Here is a 22517-nt window from a genome sequence, read left to right as displayed (position 1 = left end):
TTGCTCCTGTGTTTTTATCTTTAACAATAGTTGGCTTTCGAGGTCGACATATAAAGGTGTTCGCTTGTTATGTCGCGTCTAATAGAGCGGCTTGTAGTCTTCTTGCTGTTGGCCGTCGTCGCTCTGTGTGGCGCCATCCTACCGAAGTTGATTTCTAATGCAATACTTATTTCGATTGACTTTTGAGCGGTTGAAGGGGTAAGTCCCGTATTTATTGACTTACCCCTGTGTTGTTAATTTAAGTTTGCCATGTTCGATCTCGAAGTTTACGCCAAATACCCTGTTATAGCGGATTTGTTAACTTATCGAGGTTGGTTGGTGGTTGCATATGGGATCGAGTGAAGGGGTGTCGCGCTAAAGAGTTGTTTGGGGAGGGCAAGATGGATGTGCTTCAAAGCGTCTGCCATGGCCCGTATGGGGCTTCGGCTGCCGTAGATGCTGAATGTGACAGCCCCATCCTCATGGCCAGCAATACGCTTGATCAGCGAGTCCTGCACCCCAGCATCCCGCAGGTCGTCGATGAGAGTATGGCGGAAACTGTGGAATGTCTTCCTTGCATCGGTGATGCCCAGCTTCGTTTTGTACCGACCGAACCACTTCGATGGGGCATGGCCCAGCTTCCCTCGCACTGCAGCCAGCTCCGGGAACACCCGATCAGAGCCACTGGCTCTAACTGATTCAACATGCTGAAGCAGGCCTAGGTCCAACAGGACAGGGTGTATAGGTAGGATGCGACGACTATTGGCGTTCTTCAGGTTCTGGTCTTCACGGCTGTCATCAATGCGGATGCACTGAATCCCCTGTTGCTCAGTGAAGTCATCAACCCGCAACTGGCACAGCTCTTCCAGCCGTGCCCCGGTCGTCCTTCCCATTAGTGGCAGCCAGTAGCGCCACGGGTGCTTGCGTGCTTCCTTTCGCAGCGCCTCATGATCCAGCAGGGCTGCCAGATCGCGGCGGTCAAATGACAGGCGTGCTTCCTTCGCTGATCCCGTCATGACCTTCATGCCGGCTAGCGGGTTCTCTTCTACGTAGCTGTTGGCCTTGCACCAGTTCATGAAGGCGGTCAGCTTGCGCAGCCGGTTGTTCACGGTGACGGCATTGATGGTCTTGTACGTGCTGCCTGACTCGACCACTTGCTTCAGTGTTTTACCCTTGAACTCGGGGCGTAAGCCGAAGTATTGGGGGCAGCGGCTGAGCCGTTCTTTAAGCCGGCGTGCTTGCTGAGCATCGAAGGCTAGGGCAGGCATGTCCCCTATCAGCTCGAACAAGTCAGCTAGGGCACGCTCGACGTCATCGGCACTGCCTTGCCGCCATGTGCCACCACGCTTCCCTTCTTCTATATACAGCTTGGAGAGGGTAGCCAGTGTGGGGCCTTCGGCAATCGGCTTCTGTATCGCTGCTGAAATCGCCCGTAGAGCAATCGGGGCGGAAGGTTGAGGTATCGCTTCATACCACTGCTCACATAGCGCACGCAGCGTCTCAGGAGCTGTTAACGGGTGCTCGCTTAGGTGGCTACGCACCTTCTGCGCAAGTGAGGTTGCGAGAAATAGAGCTGCCTGTCGTTCACGAACTCGCAGGGATACGCGAAGTGTGTGCCGGTTGGGAAATAGGTGCTTTGGCAGTCGAAGGTTGAGGTAATAGACGGACTGGCGGCGGACGATGTAGGCCATGAATGAACACCAGAGTGGACCAGTAAAGTGGACCAATTGAGTGGAACAATTCTGGTCACACCCCGAGTCTTGAGCGCTCATGCTGGATGTTCGCATGGCTGGATAGCAAACTACCTGATTAGCCTGAAACCTTTACCCCATAAGGCCCGCATTGATTCCCGAGCATGCTTGCATGCCACCTGGTCAGGCCCGGAAGGGAGCAGCCATAGCGGGAACATCGAGTGCCGGGGTGTGGCTGGTGGGGCCGCCTCCATTTCAGGTCCTTGAATTCTCAAGGATTTCTCGCATTACCCTACTCGACTTCTCCTCAAGCGCATTGGGAAGCTACACGAACGAGGTTTTCAGAAAAGAGCCCTCGCTGATAAACGTAGACTTTCCCGCCCGTGTCCCCTTTGAACGTCTCGATCACATTGTCCGCCGCAGCAGGGCTGCTCAGGATCACGCGATAGCTTCGGCTCGTATGGGTGACGTTTGGCGATTGCTGATTCTCTTGCAACTTCTGCATGACGCAGGCGGAAAAAGCTTCTGGAGATTTCGCGGTCAGCAACTCCTTTGTCGGCTGATTAGGCGCGGATGCGCACCCCGCCAGCAGCGTGATAGTGAAGGAGGCAGCAGCAAGAGGCATAAAGCGCATCAGACAGTTCCGGATTTGAGTTCAGGCGCCATTCTCCATTTCATTTGGCTGATAGAAAACAGGCAAATGTCGATGTTACCTATCATTGATTTTGATGAGTAACGAGCGTCTCAGGGTGACCGAATGTCTATTCAATCTATCAAATCGATGATTCAGACCAGTTTCTGATATTTTTCTTCGATCAAACTCTCCTCTAAGCTGCGTCCTCTTTGAAGCAATGCATTTCGGTGTGAGCATGAAAGAGATCCGCAAGGCAGGTGATCGGGGCGCCACCCGTTTGCCGTGGCTGAAATCCCGGCATTCCTTCTCGTTTGGAAGCTATAGAAACCCGCAAGAGAGTGGTTTCTCGGACCTGCGCGTCATCAACGAAGACTGGATTTCACAGGGTAAAGGCTTCGGTCAACATGGCCATCGTGATGTGGAGATCCTGACCTATGTCCTCAAGGGAACATTGGCCCATCGAGACACCCTGGCAAACAGCACCAGGATTCACGCAGGCGACTTTCAGCTCATCAGTGCCGGCTCGGGTATCGAGCACAGCGAATTCAATGCTTCCGCTACCCAGCCTGTGCATCTGCTACAAATCTGGCTGACCCCTCATTCGTCTCGCACCAAGCCTTCATACCAACAGAAGCACTTTCCGGCCGGAGAACGGCATGGAAAGCTCCAGCTGATCGCCTCGAAAACGGGGCAAGCCGGATCGCTGAAAATCCTCCAGGATACGAAAATCTATGCGGGCAACTTCTCACAAGGTGAGTCGCATACTCTGGCCCTCGCAGGGCGACGACACGCCTATGTCCACGTTGTCGCTGGCAGGCTCCGGGTGAACGGAGAAACTGTTGTGGAGGGCGACGGACTGAAGCTGACGGAAACCCAGGCGGTCACGTTCAGCCACGCTACTGATGCGCAGGTGCTGGTGTTCGATCTCCGGGCAACAGGCTCGGCACCTTCCAGGAAGCAATCCTTCGGGGGCTGCAAGACGCAGGCATGTGCCCGGCGCCGGTAGGTGCCTTCTGACTTCCATTTCTGCCGCGACCGCGCCGATGCAGCGGAGTAGGCGCTGTTGTCCTACCCGCATCGAAAGCCCGGTATCAGCAGGTATCCATTACTTTAGAGAAACCTGTCCGGCCTCAAGTTTGAGCGCCTTGAGGCGCTTCAGCAGCGTGCTGATATTCGTGCGTGCCGAACCTTCATTGGCCAGGCGCAGACGCTTGATCGCGATAACGGAGTCGCCAACGCCAGCGGTAAAGGGCGTCCGAATGATCTCTCGGAAAATAACGGTGTTTGAAGCAGACTCGGTCAACGTATATTCAGCCTCGCAGGTAACTTCGAAATCCAGGCCAAAAATGGGTTGGTCGACCCGCAGCAGGTTGGCGCGCAGGGTGTAGGCAGCAGGTGCTTCGCCAAGCAGGTCAGCACTGGCAAGTGATTGTTTGAGTGCAGCACCGAAGTCGGGGCCGTCGATTTCCGAAGTCCAGAGCGGGTTGGTGGCGTCTCCGCCATTTACTTCGGTTACCTGAATATTGCGATGCAGGCGTTGATCATAAAACTGCGCATCGGTCTGGTCGGATGCCACGGACATTCCGGAGATTTGCGCAGGCGAAGCGCACCCAGTGCAAAGGGCAATAAATACCGAGACCAGAAACACACGGAAGTAGGTCACTTGAATAATCCTTGAGTGATATGCCGGTAAAGCAAGACGAAAGCCATACATCGTGTATGGCTTCAACTATTGAAAGGCTGCGCCGCGGCATCGTTGGGAACGTACAGGCCTCAGGCCGAGCGTTGCGCTGTGCGGCAGATGCCTTTACAGGTTGTACTTCTCATCGATTCTGCGTTTGTCGAGCGTGTAGCGTTTGAGGTCGATCGAGTCAGATTCCAGCTTGGCATCGAGTTCGTCCATGTCGTGCTTTTTCAGCGTTGCAACATGGGCTTTGCTGGCTTGGTAGTTGATCATCTCTGCAGCGTCATGCCCACTCACCGGGTCCCACAGAATGGAAAGCGGCCAGAACAGCAGGTTCACAACACCAAAGCCATATGCGCGACCGTAGAACGAACCGCCACCTGGAAGCAGGCCAAGGCCGGCAGCAAGCCCTGGGCTTTTTTCTTCAACCGCGAGGTTTCTGGCGCGATAGCTGGCAAGTTCCGACTCTTGGGCCGAATTGAGGCCGGTAGCACAACCAGTGGTCAGCGCTATCAGTGCGGCAGCGGTCAGATTTCGAATTGTGGACATGCAACATTTCCTGAGTGTGAGTACTGTTCTCGGCGCACGGCAGGGCGCGGAGGCGCGTAACTCTACACTGAGTAGTGGCGTATTGATATCGCATTGCCATTACTCTATTCAGATGATGATGCATCCAGATGGTGGTTTTATCTTGGCCGCTTAAAGGTAGCTGTTGAACTGCCCTGTTTTTTTCCATGCCCCGCCGCCGACAGCTTCATCAGCCGCTGGAATTTCGGGCATTCCAAGTGATCTTCCTCAGGGCACTGCGCCGCATGCCGCAAGCCCTTGCTCATCGCCTGCAAGCGCCTGATCCGTGCATCCAGTTCGTCGGCCTTGGCGATCAGCATCTGGCGGTCGACCTGCAGGTCCACCAGCATCGTCCCCACTTCATCCAGCGAAAACCCCGCAGCCTGGCCCAGGGCGATCAACGCCAGCCGGTCTGCAACATCGGTTGCGAACTGCCGTCGCTGGCCAGGCCCGGCGAGTGACTTGAGCAGGCCTTTCTTCTCGTAGTAACGCAGCGTCGAGGCGGGTACGCCTGTGCGTTTGGCGACGTCGGCAATGTCCATTTTGGGCCCTTGACTTGAAGTTGACTTCAACTTCTATGCTGCGCGGCATGGTGATGACCGTCAATCTTCGAGGGCTTGTTCAATGACGTTTACTGCGATGTTTTCCGCCGCCTTGCCGATTGGTATCGGTGCCACGATGGTGATGGACTTGTGGGGGCTGCTGCTGAGGCGGATGGGTGTCGCCACGCTGAACTTCGCCATGGTCGGGCGTTGGGCGGGGCATTTGCTGCACGGGCGTGTGCGGCACCAGGCGATTGCCAAGGCGGAACCGGTGCGGCATGAGCTGGCGTTGGGGTGGGGGATTCATTACGCCATCGGCGTGCTGTTCGCGATGCTGCTGGTCGTGATCGTGGGGGAGGGCTGGTTGCTGGCACCTACATTGTTGCCTGCGCTGGTTGTTGGTGTGGTGACGGTCGTGGCGCCTTTGTGCTTCATGCAGCCGGCGATGGGCGCGGGGTTCTTTGCGTCGAGGACGCCGACGCCTGCGCGCAACTGCCTGAAGAGCCTGGCCACGCATTTTGTGTTTGGCGTGGGGATGTTCTTGAGTGCGGGTTTGCTGGCGAGCGCGCAATCAGCCTGCTGATAGCACCACCAGGCTTGAGCCTGCAATAGAAACTGTGTCTGCACCGCACAATCCTGTGGGAGCGGGCATGCCCGCGAAGAAGGCAACTCGATGGATGGCACCGGCTTTGCCGGTGTTCGCGGGCTCGCCCGCTCCCACAGCGACCGCGTCGACTTTGAGATTTTGAGTCAGAGATTGCTGCCGATACTCCAGGGTTCAGGGGCGAGCCACAGACATAGGGGTTGGATCGCCCATCCCCCCATACCGCTGCACAATCCGCTCGATCTCCCCCGACTGCTTCATCCGCACCAGCGCCCGCAGCAGCCCTTGGGTCGGTATCGCCGGGTCATTGCGTACCATGCACCCCAGGTCCTGGTCCTCCAGCACTGCCAGCGCCTGCAATTGCTGCTCGGCGGGTAGACCCTGGTTGAACCACTGCAACGACAGCTGGTTGCTTACCGCATGCCGATAGCGCCCGGCTTGCAGCTTCTGCAGCACCAGCAACTGGCTGCGGCTGTCCTCGCGGTGCAGGCGGCCTTGGTCCAGCAGCGGTTGCAAGGTCGAATAGGTGTAGCCAAGCACTGTGCCGATGGCCTGGGCAGGCAGTTGCTCCGGGGGCAGCGGAGTACTGTCGCCAGCGCGGCCTACCAGCAGGTCTCGCTGGTGCAGCAGCGGGATGCTCCAGACAAAATCCCCCGGCCGGTCATTGAACCACTGGGTGCTGACATAGCAGCGCACATCTATATCACCGCTGTTCATCGCCTCCTGCAGGCGCAGGCGGGCCATGACGTGGTATTCGGGGCGTACGCCCACCTCTTTGGCCAAGGCCTGCATCAGGTCGTACAGCAAACCTTCCACCGGCTGGTCGTTTTCGATGCGCACCAGCGGCATGCTCCAGCTCTCGGCGACAGAAAAACGCAACACGGGCTGTTCAGCCTGGCTGTAGGTGCTCCACAGCAGCAACAGGGCCAGCAGTCTTCGCAAAGGCAATCCTCCCTGGATGGCGCGCCAGTTTCAAAGCTTAGACGACTTGCGCAGGGTGCAATTTTGCCCCCGCTCCGCTAGCATTAGCGATCTTCCGCTCGATCAGGCTACGATGGTTTTTCGATGAGTTATCAGGTTCTTGCACGTAAATGGCGTCCGCGCTCGTTCCGCGAAATGGTCGGCCAGACCCATGTGCTCAAGGCCTTGATCAATGCCTTGGACAACCAGCGCCTGCACCATGCCTACCTGTTCACCGGTACCCGGGGTGTGGGCAAGACCACCATTGCCCGTATCATCGCCAAGTGTCTGAACTGCGAAACCGGCATCACCTCCACGCCCTGCGGCACCTGCTCGGTGTGCCGGGAGATCGACGAAGGCCGTTTCGTCGACCTGATCGAGATCGACGCCGCCAGCCGCACCAAGGTCGAGGACACCCGCGAACTGCTCGATAACGTGCAGTACGCCCCGAGCCGTGGGCGCTTCAAGGTCTACCTGATCGACGAAGTGCACATGCTCTCGACCCATTCGTTCAACGCCTTGCTCAAGACGCTGGAAGAGCCGCCACCCTACGTCAAGTTCATCCTCGCCACCACCGACCCGCAGAAACTGCCGGCCACCATCCTGTCGCGCTGCCTGCAGTTCTCGCTGAAGAACATGAGCCCGGAGCGCGTGGTCGAGCACCTCAGCCATGTCCTGGCTGCCGAGAACGTGCCGTTCGAGCCGGATGCCCTGTGGCTGCTGGGGCGCGCGGCCGATGGTTCGATGCGCGACGCCATGAGCCTGACCGACCAGGCCATCGCCTTTGGCGAAGGCAAGGTACTGGCCGCCGACGTGCGGGCCATGCTCGGCAGCCTCGATCATGGTCAGGTCTACGGGGTGCTGCAGGCGCTGCTCGAAGGCGATGCCCGGGCCTTGCTCGAGGCCGTGCGCAACCTGGCCGAGCAGGGGCCGGACTGGGCCGGTGTGCTGGCCGAGATGCTCAATGTGCTGCACCGCGTGGCCATTGCCCAGGCGCTGCCGGAAGCGGTGGACAACGGCCAGGGTGACCGTGAGCGTGTGCTGGCGCTGGCCTCGGCATTGCCAGCCGAGGACGTGCAGTTCTATTACCAGATGGGCCTGATCGGCCGCCGTGACCTGCCCTTGGCGCCCGACCCGCGCGGTGGTTTCGAAATGGTCCTGCTGCGCATGCTGGCGTTCCGCCCGGCCGACACCGACGACGCGCCGAAGCCGGTACTAAAGCCAGTGGGGATCAGCCAGGCCACAGCTGATCCTGCAACACCGGTGGCAGCGCCGGCGGTTGCCGTGGCGCCGCCGGCCGCTGCTGTCGTGGCGCCTGTTGCACCGGTTGCCGCGCAACAAGTGCAGGCGCCCGCACCGGTCGAGCCAGCGCCACAGCCGGTTGTCGAGCCTGTGGTGGCGGCTGAGCCTGCCCCGGTCAGCGAACCTGAGCCAGCACCAGAACCCGTGGCAGAGGTGGTTGATCTGCCATGGGAAGAGCCCGCGCCAGCGCCTGCACCGGTAGTGGCCGAGCCTGCGCCGGCTCCTGCTCCGCCCCCTGCACCCACGCCGGTATCTGCCGCCCCGGCACACGACGACGAGCCGCCTTTCGACCCGTCCGCCTTTGCCGCAGTAGGCATGGACCGCGACGATGAACCGCCCCTGGACGAAGACTATTACGGCGGCGAAAGCGACCCGGTCGGCTTCAGCTACCTGGACGAACTGGCCGAACACGTCCAGGAAGAAGCACCCAAGCCGGCAGCCGAACCGCTGCCCGCAGCCAAGCCGGCCACCGGCCTGGCCCTGCAATGGCTGGAATTATTCCCGCAGTTGCCTGTATCCGGGATGACAGGCAACATCGCGGCAAACTGTACGTTGATTGCCGCCGATGGCGACGACTGGCTGCTGCACCTGGACCCTGGCCAGGGTGCGCTGTTCAACGCCACCCAGCAGCGGCGCCTCAACGAAGCGCTCAACCAGCACCTGGGGCGCACGCTGAACCTGCGCATCGAGCTGATCCTGCCCGAGCAGGAAACCCCGGCCCAGGCAGCGGCACGCAAACGCGCCGAGCGCCAGCAGGACGCAGTCACCTCGATCGAGCAGGATCCGTTGATCCAGCAGATGATCAAGTTGTTCGGCGCCAAGGTGCGGCAGGATACTATTGAGCCTGTAGAAGCCCTGGTTAATCAGGGCCAGTAACGGATAACCATGCGGCCGGCCCGGTGCCGGGCCGCATCACATGACCCAATCGAGGTATACCCCCATGATGAAAGGTGGCATGGCCGGCCTGATGAAGCAGGCCCAGCAGATGCAGGAAAAGATGCAGAAGATGCAGGAAGAGCTGGCCAACGCCGAAGTCACCGGCCAGTCCGGTGGTGGCCTGGTGAGCGTGGTGATGACCGGTCGTCACGACGTCAAGCGTGTCAGCATCGACCAGAGCCTGATGTCGACTGATGAAGACGACAAGGAAGTGCTGGAAGACCTGATCGCCGCCGCGCTGAACGACGCCGTGCGCAAGGTCGAGCAGAACAGCCAGGACAAGATGGGCAGCATGACCGCCGGCATGCAGCTGCCGCCGGGCTTCAAGATGCCGTTCTAAGGGCATTTGCGTTACCGAAAACCGCCGCTGATGACAGCGGCGGTTTTTTTGTGCGTTCCTGCAGCCTGCGCGGTCTTTGTAGGAGCGGCCTTGTGTCGCGAAAGGGCTGCGCAGCAGCCCCGGCAATCCATGCTGTGAAGCTGATAACCTGGGGCCGCTTCGCGCCCCATCGCGACACAAGGCCGCTCCTACAGGGGCCGCGCAAGTCTTGCGATGTGCGCATGGCTGATTTGACGCCACTGCCCCCGCTGGGTATAAACCGCCTCTTATTGATTTGTCAGGCCTTTCCCATGAGCTTCAGCCCTCTCATCCGCCAACTGATCGATGCCCTGCGTATTCTCCCGGGTGTCGGCCAGAAAACCGCCCAGCGCATGGCCCTGCAACTGCTCGAGCGTGACCGCAGCGGCGGCCTGCGCCTGGCCCAGGCCTTGACCCAGGCCATGGAGGGGGTTGGGCATTGCCGTCAGTGCCGCACCCTGACCGAACAGGAGCTTTGCCCGCAATGCGCCGACACGCGCCGTGACGATACCCAGTTGTGTGTGGTCGAAGGGCCGACCGATGTGTATGCAGTGGAGCAGACCGGCTACCGTGGCCGCTACTTCGTGCTCAAGGGCCACTTGTCGCCGCTGGACGGGCTGGGGCCTGAGGCGATCGGGATTCCGCAACTGATGGCGCGGATCGAGGAGCAGGGCACCTTCACCGAGGTGATCCTGGCGACCAACCCGACGGTGGAAGGGGAGGCGACGGCGCATTACATTGCCCAGTTGCTGAGCGAGAAGGGCCTGGTGGCGTCGCGGATTGCCCATGGCGTGCCGCTGGGCGGCGAGCTGGAGCTGGTGGATGGTGGGACCTTGGCCCATGCGTTTGCGGGGCGTCGGCCGATTTCGCTCTGATCGAGAATTGTTGGGGCCGCTTTGCGGCCCATCGCCGGCAAGCCAGCTCCCACAGGTTTGCCGCAGGGCTGATGGCAGCGCCGTACTTGTGGGAGCTGGCTTGCCGGCGATAGGGCGCAAAGCGCCCTCGAATACTCAGTACTCGCTGAGCGAAAACTCGGTCAGGCAAAAGGTCGGCACACCCGCAGCCTGCAGCCGGCGCGACCCGTCCAGCTCCGGCAGATCGATGATCGCCGCCGCCTCGAACACCTGCGCACCGGTCCGGCGCACCAGGTTGGCCGCTGCCAGCAGCGTACCGCCAGTAGCAATCAGGTCATCGAAGATCAACACCGAATCCCCTTCGCACAGGCTGTCGGCATGCACTTCCAGGAAGGCTTCGCCATACTCGGTCTGGTAACCCTCGCTCAGCACGTCAGCCGGTAGCTTGCCCTGCTTGCGGAACAGGATCAGTGGCTTGTTCAGCTGGTGGGCGATGATCGAGCCGATCAGGAAGCCCCGCGCGTCCATGGCGCCGATGTGGCTGAACTCGGCTTCGACATAGCGTTCGATGAACTGGTCGGCCACATAGCGCAGCCCGCGCGGCGACTGGAACAGCGGGGTGATATCGCGGAAGATCACGCCCGGTTTGGGGAAGTCCACTACCGGGCGGATCAGGGCTTTGAGGTCGAAGGCGTCGCTGTGCATTGTTGCGGGTATCCTGGGAAAACGAATGCCCAAGTATACCCGCTAAACGCCGGCCTCAGGCCTCCATTGCGCCACCGGCCAGCGCGCACAGCTGGATCGGGTCGAGAATGTGCACTTCCTTGCCTTCGGCACGGATCAGGCCATTCTGCTGGAAGCGGGTGAACACCCGCGACACGGTTTCCACCGCCAGGCCCAGGTAGTTGCCGATTTCGTTGCGCGACATGCTCAGGCGGAACTGGTTGGCCGAATAGCCGCGGGCGCGGAAGCGCGCCGACAGGTTGACCAGGAAGGTGGCAATACGCTCGTCAGCGGTCTTTTTCGACAGCAGCAGCATCATCTGCTGGTCGTCGCGGATTTCCCGGCTCATTACCCGCATCAGCTGGCGGCGTAGCTGCGGCAGCTGCACCGACAGCTCGTCGAGGCGCTCGAACGGGATTTCGCACACCGAGGTGGTTTCCTGGGCCTGGGCCGACACCGGGTAGGCTTCGGTGTCCATGCCCGACAGGCCGACCAGCTCGCTGGGCAGGTGGAAGCCGGTGATCTGCTCTTCGCCGCTGTCGCTGAGGCTGAAGGTTTTCAACGCGCCGGAACGTACCGCGTAGACCGAGCCGAAATTGTCGCCCTGGCGGAACAGGAACTCGCCTTTTTTCAACGGCCGCCCACGCTTGACGATTTCATCCAGTGCATCCATGTCTTCCAGGTTGAGCGACAGAGGCAGGCACAGGGGGGCCAGGCTGCAGTCCTTGCAATGGGCCTGGTTGTGTGGGCGCAGTTTGACTGGCTCGGACATTTTCATTCGATCCTTGTGGGAAAGCACACATAAGACGTAAGGGTAACTCACGGCGTAGGTTGTAGGCCAGCGTGCGCTGTTGTGGTGCGAGCTGGCCCGGCCCCGGCGGGTGTGCGCCGGGGCCTTCGCTGTGCCCATGGTGTGCCTGGCAAGGAGCTTTGTCCATGCGGTTGAACGACTCGGTTCAGATCACCCGCGAGAAGCGCTGGCGGTTGTGCATCGCCAGGTAGGCGTCGAACACCATGCATACCGAACGCGCCAGCAGGCGGCCGGCCGGCAGGATGCGGATGCCTTTGTCGTCCAGGCGGATCAGGCCGTCGCGCTGCAAGGTCAGCAGTTCTGGCCAGAGGTCGTTGAAGTAGCCGCGAAAATCGATGGTGAAGGCCTGTTCGATCGGCTCGAAATCCAGCTCGAAATGGCAGATCAGTTGCTGGATCACTGCCCGGCGGATGCGGTCGTCGTGATTGCACAGCAGGCCGCGCTGGGTGGCCAGCTGGGCGTTGGACAGGCTGTCCTGATAGGTGTTGAGGTCGCTGCTGTTCTGGCAGTACAGGTCGCCGATCTGGCTGATGGCCGATACGCCCAGGCCGATCAGGTCGCAGTGCCCATGGGTGGTGTAGCCCTGGAAGTTGCGCTGCAGGGTGCCTTCTTCCTGGGCGATGGCCAGCTCGTCGTCGGGCAGGGCGAAGTGGTCCATGCCGATGTAGCGGTAGCCGGCTGCGGTCAGCTGGTCGATGGTGGCGTGCAGCATCTCCAGCTTGGCGGCCGCGCTGGGCAGGTCATTGCTGTCGATGCGCCGTTGCGGCATGAAGCGCTCGGGCAGGTGCGCGTAGTTGAACACCGACAGGCGGTCGGGTTGCAGGCGGATCACTTCTTCGACGGTGCGGGCAAAGCCTTCCGGGGTTTGCTTGGGCAGGCCGTAGATCAGGTCGAGATTGATCGAGCGGAACTGCAGGGTGCGCGCGGCTTCGATCAGGGTGCGGGTCTGCTCCAGGCTCTGCAGGCGGTTTACCGCGCGCTGCACGGCCGGGTCGAGGTCCTGCACGCCCAGGCTGACGCGGTTGAAGCCCAGCTCGCGGAGCAGGCCCATGGTCGACCAGTCGGCTTCGCGCGGGTCGATCTCGATGCCGTAGTCGCCGGAGTCGTCGTCCAGCAGGTGGAAGTGCTGGCGCAGGGTGGCCATCAGCTGGCGCAGTTCCACATGGCTGAGGAAAGTTGGCGTGCCGCCGCCGAAATGCAGCTGCTCGACACGCTGTTTAGGGTCGAGGTGGCAGGCGATCAGCTGGATTTCCTGCTCCAGGCGCTGCAGGTAGGGCGCAGCGCGGCCGCGGTCCTTGGTGATCACCTTGTTGCAGGCGCAGTAGTAGCAGATGTTGGCGCAGAACGGCACATGCACGTACAGCGACAGCGGGCGCGCGGCCCGACGGCTTTCGCGCAGGGCGTGGAGCAGGTCGAACGAGCCCACTTCGCTGTGCAGTTGCACGGCGGTCGGGTAAGAGGTGTAGCGTGGTCCGGCCAGGTCGTAACGGCGGATCAGGTCGGTATCCCAACGAAGGTCGTCGAGCATGAGGGCGGTCCCCGGAAAGAGCAGCAGTGCCCCGGAGTCTATGGCCGTCTGTAGGAATCTGTGTTGATTTGTATCAAGGGCATTGGGGCTGCTCTGCAGCCCTTCGCGGGCTTGACCGCTCCCACAGGGGTACACATGATCCTGTGGGAGCGGGCATGCCCGCGAAGGGTCGCAAAGCGGCCCCCATCAATGCCCCATCAACCAATGCTGGTGCGGTCCAGGCATTGTCCAGATACCAAACAGCATCACCAGCACTCCGCCAGCCGCCCGCACACTGCGTCTTTTCAACAAAATGTTTACTCGCTCCGCGGCTAATCCGGTAGCCAGCAATACCGGCCAAGTCCCCACGCCGAAAGCCAGCATCAGCGCCGCGCTGTACCCGGCATTGCCTTGGCTGGCCGCCCACAGCAAGGTGCTGTACACCAACCCGCACGGCAACCACCCCCACAAGGCCCCCAGCAACAACGCCCGAGGCACGCTGGACACCGGCAGCAAGCGCGACGCCAGCGGCTGGATATGCCGCCACAGCCCCCGGCCCAGCGCCTCGATGCGGGTCAGCCCGCTCCACCAGCCGGCCAGGTACAACCCCATGGCGATCAACAGCAGCGCCGCCACCACCCGCAGTGCCAGCGCCGCCGGGCTGCTGGCCACGGCCCAGCCGGCCAGGCCCAGCAGCAGGCCGGCACAGGCATAACTGAGAATGCGCCCAAGGTTGTACGCCAGCAGCAGGCGCAAGCGCCGGCCACGTTGTTCGGGTGGTATGGCTAGGGTCAGCGCACCCATCAGGCCGCCGCACATGCCCAGGCAGTGGCCGCCGCCGAGCAGGCCGAGGATCAGCGCCGAGCCCAGCAGGGGCAGCAGGTCAGGCACGGGGTGGGGGTTCCTTGTCGGTGTCGGCCTGGTTGTCGTCAGGCTTCACCGCCGCCTGGTGGCGCGGGTCCTGGTCGTCGAACAGGATGCTGTGGGCAGGGCTTTCCAGGTCGTCGTACTGGCCGCTGTCCACCGCCCAGAAGAAGATGTACACGGCCACGCCGACCAGCAGCAGGGCTGCGGGAATCATGACATAGAGTGCGGGCATGACGACTTTCTCCCGGGCAAGGACGCTTCGTTCGCTGGCAGGCCCGATGGCAGGGGCAGGCGGGTCAGGCGCAGGGCGTTGAGTACCACGATCAGTGAACTGACCGACATGCCGATGGCTGCCCAAACCGGGGTGATCCAGCCAAGCGCGGCGAACGGCAACATCAGGCCATTATACAAGGTCGCCCACAGCAGGTTCTCGAGGATGTTGCGGCGGGTGCGGCGGGCCAGCTCGAAGGCCTGTACCAGCGCCTGCAGGCGGTTGGACAGCAGCACGGCGTCGGCGCTGGTCTTGGCCAGGTCGGTGGCGCTGCCCATGGCGATGCTGATGTCGGCGGCGGCCAGTACCGGCACGTCGTTGACCCCGTCACCCAGCATCAGCACCTTGCGCCCGGCCGCCTGCAGTGCTTTCAGCCGGTCCAGTTTGTCGTCCGGGCGCAGGCCGCCGATGGCCTGGTCGATGCCCAGCTGCGCGGCCACTTCGGCAACCATCGGCGAACTGTCGCCCGACAGCAGCAGCGTGCGCCAGCCACGGGCCTTGCAGGCCGCCAGCAGGGCAGGGGCATCGTCGCGCAGGCGGTCGTCCAGGCCGAACCAGGCCAGTGGGCCCTGACGGTCGCCCAGCAGCAGCCACTGGCCGCGCGGCTCTGGCACGCCGGGGATTTCCGCGCCGCTCAGGGCGCAGACGAAGGTGGCCTGGCCAATGCGCAGGCGCTTGCCTTCGACCAGCCCCTCCAGGCCCAGGCCCGGCACGGTCTGCACGTCGTCAGCAGGCGTGGCGGTGCGGCCGAAGGCACGGGCGATGGGGTGTTCGGAGCGGTTCTCCAGCGCTGCGGCCAGGGCCAGGCAGCGGTCGGCGGGCAGGCTGCCGAGCGGGCGAATGCTGCGCAAGGTCAGGCGGCCTTCGGTCAGCGTGCCGGTCTTGTCGAAAATCACTGTGTCGATCTGGTTCAGGCCTTCCAGCACATGGCCACGGGTGACCAGCAGGCCGAGCTTGTGCAAGGTGCCGGTGGCTGCAGTAAGCGCCGTTGGCGTGGCCAGTGACAGCGCGCAAGGGCAGGTCGCTACCAGCATGGCCAGCACGATCCAGAACGCCCGCGCCGGGTCCAGGTGCCACCACCACAGGCCGATGGCCGCGGCGGCCAGCAGCGAGAACAGCAGGAACCACCGCGAGGCCCGGTCGGCGATTTCGGCCAGGCGTGGTTTTTCGGTCTGGGCGCGTTCCAGCAGGCGGACGATGGCCGACAACCGCGAGTCGTGGCCGAGGGCTTCGACTTCCACGTTCAGGGTGCTTTCGACGTTCAGGGTGCCGCCGGTGACCCGCTCGCCGACCCGTCGTGGTTGCGGCAGGTATTCACCGGTCAGCAACGATTCATCGACGCTGGAGCGGCCTTCGACGATGCGCCCGTCGGCGGGGATTACCGCGCCTGGCAGCACCTGCACCGTGTCACCGCGCTGCAGTTCGCTGAGCAGGATGCGCTCGCTGCGGCCGGCGGCGTCCAGGCGCAGGCACGAGGCCGGCAGCAGGTTGACCAGCTGCGCAGTGGCCGCGGCGGTGCGTTCGCGGGCGCGGCGCTCCAGGTAGCGGCCGGTGAGCAGGAACAGCGCGAACATGCCCACGGTGTCGAAATACAGCTCGCCACTGCCGGTGATGGCGGTCCAGATACCGGCGCCGAACGCCAGGCCAATGGCCAGCGACACCGAAACGTCCATGGTCAGGTGGCGGGTACGCAGGTCGCGTGCCGCGCCCTTGAAGAACGGTGCGCAGCTGTAGAACACGATGGGGATGGTGAGGAACAGCGCCACCCAGCGCAGGATGGTGTGCAGCTCGGGCGACAGGTCGATGTTGAATTCCGGCCAGGTGGCCATGGTTGCCATCATCGCCTGGAACCACAGCAGCCCGGCCACGCCCAGGCGGCGCAGGGCGCTGCGGTTCTCGCGGGCCAGTTGCTCGGCGGCCTGGTCGGGCTGATAGGGGTGGGCGGCGTAGCCGATCTGGCGCAGTTCGGCGAGCAGGCGCGAGAGCGGCAGTTGCTGGTCATGCCAGTTCAGCAGCAGGCGGTGGTTGGACAGGTTCAGGCGCGCCTCGGCGACGCCGGGCAGGTTGCGCAGGTGCTTTTCGATCAGCCAGCCGCAGGCGGCACAGCTGATGCCTTCGACCAGCAGGGTGGTTTCGGCCAGGTCGCCAGCATGGCGAACGAAGGTTTGCTGAACGTCGCTGCGGTCGTAGAGGGCCAGTTCGTCCTGTAGCTGCTTGGGCAGGGCCTCGGGGTTGGCGCTGTTGTCGCTGCGGTGCTGGTAGTAGTGCTCCAGGCCACCGGCGACGATCGACTCGGCCACCGCCTGGCAGCCGGGGCAGCAGAACTGCCGGGGCTGGCCGAGGACCACGGCGGTGAAGCGGCTGCCGGAGGGGACGGGCAGGGCGCAGTGGTAGCAGGGGGTGGGCTGGGTCATAAGGCAGGCACGACTGGTCAGACAGATATGAAACCCTGTGGGAGCGGGCATGCCCGCGAAAGCGTCAGGCCTGAAAACACCGTTGCCTGGGTTATCGCATTCGCGGGCATGCCCGCTCCCACAGGGATTAGCGGTGTTGCTACTGCTGGTGCTCGGCACCTTGCAGCGCTTCATCACCCAGCTGCAAGGTCACACCATGCTCCACCTTTTCTTCCTCGAACAAGCGCCAAACCTGGCCACCTTCGCTACCCAGCAGCTCGACGAAGCGCCGCCCGTCAACCTTGTCCTCCAGCTGCCCCACATAGCGCCCTGCCTCGACCCGGCTCAGCAGCACCTTGCGGTCTTTCTCCGGCTGGGTTGGCGAAATCAGGTTCAGCTCCAGGCTCTGCGGGTCGCTGTTGCCGGCCAGGCGCACATCCACTTCGCCGGTCAGCTCGTCCAGGTGCACGCCGGCCTTCAGGCCCAGCGTCTGAGCCAGCAGTTCTCGGTCCAGCGAGCGATTGATGCCCTTGCCAGCCTCGTAGTAGTTGTCGTTCACCAGGTTGTCCGGGTTGTGCACGGCGATGCTGACCATGGTCAGGCTCAGGCACACCGAGGTGGCGAGGATGCCGATGATGATCCAGGGCCAGAGGTGCTTGTACCAGGGGCTGGCGGCGGTGGCAGGCATTGTGGGTTATCTCTCTCAGCGGATCTGTGGGCCGATGAAGCGGCTCTTGGCTTCAACCTGGGCGTCGCTGTCATCGGCGCTCTTGAGGATGAAGGTGATTTCGTTGGTGGTCGACGGCAGTTTCTCGGGTGCGATCGACAGTTGCACCGGCAGGCTGACAATGTCACCAGCGTCCACGCGGATCTCGCGCTGGCCTTCAAGCTTCAGGTCCGGCAGGCCGGTGGCGTCCAGCACGTAGACGTGGTCACGCTGGTCCTTGTTCATCACTTTCAGGCTGTACACGTTCTCGATCCGGCCCTGGGCGTTCTCGCGGTACAGCACGCGGTCCTTGCTCACGTCGAAACCGACCAGCGAACGGGTGGCGAAGGCGGTGGCCAGGCCGACCATCATCACCAGCAGGACCACGGCATAGCCGATCAGGCGCGGGCGCAGCATGTGGGTCTTCTGCCCGGACAGGTTGTGTTCGGTGGTGTAGCTGATCAGCCCCCTGGGGTAGTTCATCTTGTCCATGATGTTGTCGCAGGCGTCGATGCACGCGGCGCAGCCGATGCACTCGATCTGCAAGCCGTCACGGATGTCGATGCCGGTGGGGCAGACCTGCACGCACATGGTGCAGTCGATGCAGTCGCCCAGGCCCGCAGCCTTGTAGTCCAGGTCTTTTTTGCGCGGGCCGCGGGTTTCGCCACGGCGCGGGTCGTAGGAAACGATCAGCGTGTCCTTGTCGAACATCACGCTCTGGAAGCGCGCGTAGGGGCACATGTACACGCACACCTGCTCGCGCAGCCAGCCGGCGTTGCCGTAGGTGGCGAGGGTGAAGAAGCCGACCCAGAAGTAGGCCCAGCCGTCGGCCTGGCCGGTAAAGAATTCGGTGGCCAGTTCACGGATCGGCGAGAAATAGCCGACGAAGGTCATGCCGGTGACGAAGCCGATCAGCAGCCACAGGCTGTGCTTGGCGAACTTGCGCAGGAACTTGTTGCCGCTCATGGGGGCTTTGTCGAGCTTCATGCGCTGGTTGCGGTCGCCCTCGGTGACCTTTTCGCACCACATGAAAATCCAGGTCCACACGCTTTGCGGGCAGGTGTAGCCGCACCACACCCGGCCGGCGAACACGGTGATGAAGAACAGGCCGAAGGCGGCCACGATGAGGATGCCCGAAAGCAGGATGAAGTCTTGCGGCCAGATGGTGGCGCCGAAGATGTAGAACTTGCGCTCGGGCAGGTTCCACCACACGGCCTGGTGGCCACCCCAGTTCAGCCATACGGTGCCGAAGTACAGCAGGAACAGCACAGCCCCGCCGACCATGCGCAGGCGTCGGAACAGGCCGGTGAAGGCACGGGTGTAGATCTTTTCCCGGGAGGCGTAGAGGTCGACGGAATCCTTCCCTTTGTTGGCAGGCGGGGTGACGTCATGTACCGGAATTTGCTTGCTCATCATCAAGTCCCACGGCAGTGGAGAAACGCCGCAGCCAGTGCGTGCCGGCCGCAGTCTCGCGCAATCTGCTAGCGCTCTGCGGCCCATGATACGCCGCTGATGGCAGTATGGGGCTGCACTGCGACCTTTAGTCGCGTTGGGTTCGTGGTATGAATCGTGTTATGGCGGGTGTCAATTGATCCAGGTCATCAGCCTGCAAGAAATGCTGTGTCTTTGCCGGCCTCTTCGCGGGTGAACCCGCTCCCACAGGGATCGCACAGGCCCTTGGGCGAGCGCAGTACCTGTGGGAGCGGGTTTACCCGCGAAGAGGCCAGGCCTGCCTTACTCGGCCTTGGCCGGTTCGGCCTGCTGCGACAGGCTGTACACATAAGCCGCCAGCAAGTGCACCTTGTCATTCCCTTGCATCTGCTCCTGGGCCGGCATCTGCCCCTGGCGACCGTAGCGGATGGTCTGTTGCAACTGGGCAAAGCTCGAACCGTAGATGAACGCCTGCGGATGGGTCAGGTTCGGCGCGCCCATGGCTGGCGTACCCTTGCCCTCCGGCCCGTGGCAGGCCACGCAGTTGGCGGCGAAGATCTTCTGCCCGTTCTCGGCATCGGCCTTCACGCCCTCTGGCAGGGTGCGGCCATCGAGCTTGCTGACCACGAACGCGGCCACATCGGCCACGCCCTGGTCACCGATCACTTCGGCCCAGGCCGGCATCACGCCGTGGCGACCGCCCATGATGGTGGTCTTGATGGTGTCTGGCTCGCCGCCCCAGCGCCAGTCGTTGTCGGTGAGGTTGGGGAAGCCGAAGGCACCCTTGGCGTCGGAGCCGTGGCACACCGAGCAGTTGGAAGCGAACAGCCGCGCGCCCATCTTCAGGGCCTGCGGGTCCTTGGCCACCTCGGTGATGGGCATGGCGGCGAACTTGGCGAAGATCGGCCCGAAGCGGGCGTCGGCCTTGGCCATTTCCTTTTCCCACTCGTGCACGCCGGTCCAGCCCGGCTGGCCGTTGGAAAACTCGGTCTGCTTGTCGTTATCCAGGTACGAGTAGCCCGGCAGGACGCCTTTCCAGTTGCCCAGGCCCGGGTACAGCACCAGGTAGCCGAGGGCGAAGACGATGGTACCGACGAACAGCCAGAACCACCATTTCGGCAGCGGGTTGTCGTACTCCTCGATGCCATCGAAGGCATGCCCGACGGTTTCGTCGGTGACCTCTTCGCGCTGGCCCTTGCGGGTCGACAGCAGCAGCCAGGTCAACGAGAAGATGGTGCCCAGGGTCAGGACGGTAACGTACAGACTCCAGAAGGTAGTCATTGTTTTTTGCTCCCAGAAGCTTTTGCTTGCTCGACGTGCCGGCTGGCTTCGGGGTCATCCGCGAAGGGCAGTTGGGTCGCTTCGTCGAAGTCCTTCTTGCGCCGTGGGTTGAACACCCACAGCGCCAGGCCCACGAAGGCCACCATCACCACGACGGTGCCCAGGCCGCGAATCATCCCGATATCCATCAGCGTCACCGTTTGCTCTTGATGATGGTGCCAAGACCCTGCAGGTACGCGACGATGGCGTCCATTTCGGTCTTGCCCTTGACCGCGTCGCGGGCCCCGGCGATGTCGGCGTCGGTGTACGGCACGCCGAGGGTGCGCAGCACTTCCATCTTCTTCGCGGTGTCCTTGCCGTCGAGCTTGTTCTCGACCAGCCACGGGTACGACGGCATCTTCGATTCCGGTACCACGTTGCGCGGGTTGTACAGGTGCGCACGGTGCCAGTCATCGGAGTAGCGGCCACCGACCCGCGCCAGGTCCGGCCCGGTACGCTTGGAGCCCCACAGGAACGGGTGGTCCCACACGCTCTCGCCGGCCACCGAGTAATGGCCGTAGCGCTCGGTTTCGGCACGGAACGGGCGGATCATCTGCGAGTGGCAGCCCACGCAGCCTTCGCGGATGTAGATATCGCGGCCTTCAAGTTCCAGCGCGGTGCGCGGCTTCATGCCTTCCACGGGTTTGTTGGTGACGTCCTGGAAAAACAGCGGGACGATCTGGGTCAGGCCACCGACGCTCACGGCGATGACCATGAAGAAGGCCAGCAGGCCTATGTTCTTCTCGACGGCTTCATGCTTCATCAGTGCGCTCCCACGACGACGATCTTGGCGGCTTCCTCAGCCTGTGCCGGGTTGGCGGCACGTACGGTACGGAACACGTTGTAGGCCATCAGCAGCATGCCGGTGGCGAAGAACGCACCGCCCAGGGCGCGGACGATATAGCCAGGGTGGCTGGCCTGCAGGGCTTCGACGAAGGAGTAGGTGAGGGTGCCATCATCGTTGATGGCGCGCCACATCAGGCCCTGGGTGATGCCGTTTACCCACATCGAGGCGATGTACAGCACGGTACCGATGGTAGCCAGCCAGAAGTGCGCGTTGATCAGGCCGACGCTGTGCATCTGCTCGCGGCCATACAGGCGCGGGATCATGTGGTACACGGCGCCGATCGAGATCATCGCCACCCAGCCGAGGGCGCCGGCGTGTACGTGGCCGATGGTCCAGTCGGTGTAGTGCGACAGCGAGTTCACGGTCTTGATGGCCATCATCGGGCCTTCGAAGGTGGACATGCCGTAGAACGCCAGCGACACCACCAGGAAGCGCAGGATCGGGTCGGTGCGCAGTTTGTGCCAGGCACCGGACAGGGTCATCATGCCGTTGATCATGCCGCCCCAGCTTGGCGCCAGCAGGATGATCGACATGACCATGCCCAGCGACTGTGCCCAGTCAGGCAGGGCGGTGTAGTGCAGGTGGTGCGGGCCGGCCCAGATGTACAGGGTGATCAGTGCCCAGAAGTGCACGATCGACAGGCGATACGAGTAGATCGGGCGTTCGGCCTGCTTGGGTACGAAGTAGTACATCATCCCCAGGAAGCCGGTGGTGAGGAAGAAGCCCACGGCGTTGTGGCCGTACCACCACTGGATCATCGCGTCGGTGGCGCCGGAGTAGGCCGAGTACGACTTGAACAGGCTTACCGGCAGCGAGATGTGGTTGACGATGTGCAGCATCGCCGTAACCACGATGAAGGCGCCGTAGAACCAGTTGCCGACATAGATGTGCTTGGTCTTGCGCTTGACGATGGTGCCGAAGAACACCAGCCCGTAGGTGACCCACACAATGGCCAGCAGGATCGCCAGCGGCCACTCGAGCTCGGCGTATTCCTTGGTGGTGGTGTAGCCCATCGGCAGGGTGATCAGCGCCCCGACGATCACCGCCTGCCAACCCCAGAAGGTGAAGGCGGCCATGCTGTCGGAGATCAGCCGGGTCTGGCAGGTGCGCTGCACCACGTAGTAGCTGGTGCCGAACAGCGCACAGCCCCCGAAGGCGAAGATCACCAGGTTGGTGTGCAGCGGGCGCAGGCGACCGAAGCTGGTCCAGGGCAGGTCCAGGTTCAGTTGCGGCCATACCAGCTGCGAGGCGATGAAGACGCCGAGGCCCATGCCAAGGATCCCCCAGACCACCGTCATGATGGCGAACTGGCGGACGACCTTATAGTTATAAGCAGTCGGACTGATTGCTGTGCTCATTGCTAAGGTTCCACGGTTTTGATGTTCTTGTTGGTCGAAAAATCGGCGCCAGTATTGATAACCAACGGGGTTACCGCAACGCAACTTTGGTACGCCGACCCGTGCCCGAGCCCGTTCACTGATGTCCCGCAGCGATCGGGTCTGGACGATTGTACACAAATAAATATTTGTA

23 protein-coding genes are annotated in these 22517 nt (G+C 62.4%); 5 read left to right on the top strand and 18 right to left on the bottom strand.

What is annotated here, in order from left to right; genetic code table 11:
• Positions 1-302 precede the first annotated feature (302 nt).
• Positions 303-1670: a site-specific integrase gene (locus tag CAG34_RS24150; protein ID WP_085592849.1), complete on the bottom strand. Its 1368-nt coding sequence runs from the start codon at positions 1668-1670 to the stop codon at positions 303-305.
• A gap of 307 nt (positions 1671-1977) precedes the next feature.
• Positions 1978-2304 carry a hypothetical protein gene (locus CAG34_RS24145; protein WP_085592847.1) on the bottom strand — a complete coding sequence of 109 codons (327 nt, stop codon included), beginning with the start codon at positions 2302-2304 and terminating at the stop codon, positions 1978-1980.
• A 235-nt stretch (positions 2305-2539) separates the two neighbouring features.
• On the opposite strand from CAG34_RS24145, the gene CAG34_RS24140 reads away from it, so the two are divergent.
• Complete coding sequence (locus CAG34_RS24140; protein WP_085592865.1) at positions 2540-3310, top strand: pirin family protein; 771 nt, start codon at positions 2540-2542, stop codon at positions 3308-3310.
• Between the two features lie 99 nt (positions 3311-3409).
• Here the strand turns inward: CAG34_RS24140 and CAG34_RS24135 are convergent, their stop codons facing one another.
• From CAG34_RS24135 to CAG34_RS24125, 3 genes are all read right to left on the bottom strand, one after another.
• Positions 3410-3967 (bottom strand): hypothetical protein, encoded by a 558-nt coding sequence (locus CAG34_RS24135; RefSeq protein ID WP_256573577.1) that lies wholly within the window; start codon positions 3965-3967, stop codon positions 3410-3412.
• Positions 3968-4111: 144 nt separating this feature from the next.
• Positions 4112-4537: a hypothetical protein gene (locus CAG34_RS24130; protein WP_085592845.1), complete on the bottom strand. Its 426-nt coding sequence runs from the start codon at positions 4535-4537 to the stop codon at positions 4112-4114.
• 137 nt (positions 4538-4674) lie between these two features.
• Positions 4675-5097: a helix-turn-helix domain-containing protein gene (locus CAG34_RS24125; RefSeq protein WP_085592843.1), complete on the bottom strand. Its 423-nt coding sequence runs from the start codon at positions 5095-5097 to the stop codon at positions 4675-4677.
• An 82-nt stretch (positions 5098-5179) separates the two neighbouring features.
• Between CAG34_RS24125 and CAG34_RS24120 the strand changes: the two genes are divergently transcribed.
• Positions 5180-5680: a DUF2938 domain-containing protein gene (locus CAG34_RS24120; protein ID WP_085592841.1), complete on the top strand. Its 501-nt coding sequence runs from the start codon at positions 5180-5182 to the stop codon at positions 5678-5680.
• Positions 5681-5875: 195 nt separating this feature from the next.
• Here the strand turns inward: CAG34_RS24120 and CAG34_RS24115 are convergent, their stop codons facing one another.
• Positions 5876-6643 carry an ABC transporter substrate-binding protein gene (locus CAG34_RS24115; protein WP_085592839.1) on the bottom strand — a complete coding sequence of 256 codons (768 nt, stop codon included), beginning with the start codon at positions 6641-6643 and terminating at the stop codon, positions 5876-5878.
• Positions 6644-6766: 123 nt separating this feature from the next.
• Between CAG34_RS24115 and dnaX the strand changes: the two genes are divergently transcribed.
• The 3 genes from dnaX (at position 6767) to recR (ending at position 10132) form a co-directional block, all read left to right on the top strand.
• Positions 6767-8839 (top strand): DNA polymerase III subunit gamma/tau, encoded by a 2073-nt coding sequence (gene dnaX / locus CAG34_RS24110; RefSeq protein ID WP_085592837.1) that lies wholly within the window; start codon positions 6767-6769, stop codon positions 8837-8839.
• 64 nt (positions 8840-8903) lie between these two features.
• Positions 8904-9239 carry a YbaB/EbfC family nucleoid-associated protein gene (locus CAG34_RS24105; protein WP_003259671.1) on the top strand — a complete coding sequence of 112 codons (336 nt, stop codon included), beginning with the start codon at positions 8904-8906 and terminating at the stop codon, positions 9237-9239.
• A gap of 290 nt (positions 9240-9529) precedes the next feature.
• Entirely contained in the window at positions 9530-10132 is a 603-nt protein-coding gene (gene recR / locus CAG34_RS24100; RefSeq protein ID WP_003259670.1) for a recombination mediator RecR, read from the top strand.
• A gap of 135 nt (positions 10133-10267) precedes the next feature.
• On the opposite strand, the gene CAG34_RS24095 is transcribed toward recR, so the two are convergent.
• From CAG34_RS24095 to ccoN, 12 genes are all read right to left on the bottom strand, one after another.
• Positions 10268-10816 (bottom strand): adenine phosphoribosyltransferase, encoded by a 549-nt coding sequence (locus CAG34_RS24095; protein ID WP_009683910.1) that lies wholly within the window; start codon positions 10814-10816, stop codon positions 10268-10270.
• Between the two features lie 55 nt (positions 10817-10871).
• Entirely contained in the window at positions 10872-11606 is a 735-nt protein-coding gene (gene fnrA / locus CAG34_RS24090) for a Crp/Fnr family transcriptional regulator FnrA (RefSeq protein ID WP_015271145.1), read from the bottom strand.
• A gap of 184 nt (positions 11607-11790) precedes the next feature.
• Positions 11791-13173 (bottom strand): oxygen-independent coproporphyrinogen III oxidase, encoded by a 1383-nt coding sequence (gene hemN, locus CAG34_RS24085; RefSeq protein ID WP_025340016.1) that lies wholly within the window; start codon positions 13171-13173, stop codon positions 11791-11793.
• A gap of 186 nt (positions 13174-13359) precedes the next feature.
• Positions 13360-14043 carry a sulfite exporter TauE/SafE family protein gene (locus CAG34_RS24080; RefSeq protein ID WP_085592835.1) on the bottom strand — a complete coding sequence of 228 codons (684 nt, stop codon included), beginning with the start codon at positions 14041-14043 and terminating at the stop codon, positions 13360-13362.
• Entirely contained in the window at positions 14036-14251 is a 216-nt protein-coding gene (gene ccoS / locus CAG34_RS24075; protein WP_025340014.1) for a cbb3-type cytochrome oxidase assembly protein CcoS, read from the bottom strand. The genes CAG34_RS24080 and ccoS overlap by 8 nt, the downstream gene beginning before the upstream one ends.
• The gene (locus CAG34_RS24070; RefSeq protein ID WP_085592833.1) at positions 14230-16704 is read right to left on the bottom strand and encodes a heavy metal translocating P-type ATPase; all 2475 of its coding nucleotides are present in this window, start codon (positions 16702-16704) and stop codon (positions 14230-14232) included. Before CAG34_RS24070 ends, ccoS begins: the two co-directional genes overlap by 22 nt.
• A gap of 139 nt (positions 16705-16843) precedes the next feature.
• Positions 16844-17371 (bottom strand): FixH family protein, encoded by a 528-nt coding sequence (locus CAG34_RS24065; protein ID WP_085592831.1) that lies wholly within the window; start codon positions 17369-17371, stop codon positions 16844-16846.
• Positions 17372-17386: 15 nt separating this feature from the next.
• Positions 17387-18802, bottom strand: a complete 1416-nt coding sequence (gene ccoG, locus CAG34_RS24060; protein WP_085592829.1) for a cytochrome c oxidase accessory protein CcoG — start codon at positions 18800-18802, stop codon at positions 17387-17389.
• Positions 18803-19123: 321 nt separating this feature from the next.
• Positions 19124-20101, bottom strand: a complete 978-nt coding sequence (gene ccoP / locus CAG34_RS24050) for a cytochrome-c oxidase, cbb3-type subunit III (protein WP_025340010.1) — start codon at positions 20099-20101, stop codon at positions 19124-19126.
• Positions 20098-20289, bottom strand: a complete 192-nt coding sequence (locus tag CAG34_RS24045; RefSeq protein ID WP_003259925.1) for a CcoQ/FixQ family Cbb3-type cytochrome c oxidase assembly chaperone — start codon at positions 20287-20289, stop codon at positions 20098-20100. The genes ccoP and CAG34_RS24045 overlap by 4 nt, the downstream gene beginning before the upstream one ends.
• A 5-nt stretch (positions 20290-20294) precedes the next feature.
• Complete coding sequence (gene ccoO, locus CAG34_RS24040) at positions 20295-20903, bottom strand: cytochrome-c oxidase, cbb3-type subunit II (protein WP_023381407.1); 609 nt, start codon at positions 20901-20903, stop codon at positions 20295-20297.
• Positions 20903-22345: a cytochrome-c oxidase, cbb3-type subunit I gene (gene ccoN / locus CAG34_RS24035; RefSeq protein WP_015271137.1), complete on the bottom strand. Its 1443-nt coding sequence runs from the start codon at positions 22343-22345 to the stop codon at positions 20903-20905. The genes ccoO and ccoN overlap by 1 nt, the downstream gene beginning before the upstream one ends.
• Positions 22346-22517: the final 172 nt, after the last annotated feature.

Source organism: Pseudomonas sp. B14(2017) (genome assembly GCF_002113255.1).
Classification (GTDB): Bacteria; Pseudomonadota; Gammaproteobacteria; order Pseudomonadales; family Pseudomonadaceae; genus Aquipseudomonas; species Aquipseudomonas putida_Z.
This window is presented reverse-complemented; position numbering and strand designations above follow the sequence as displayed.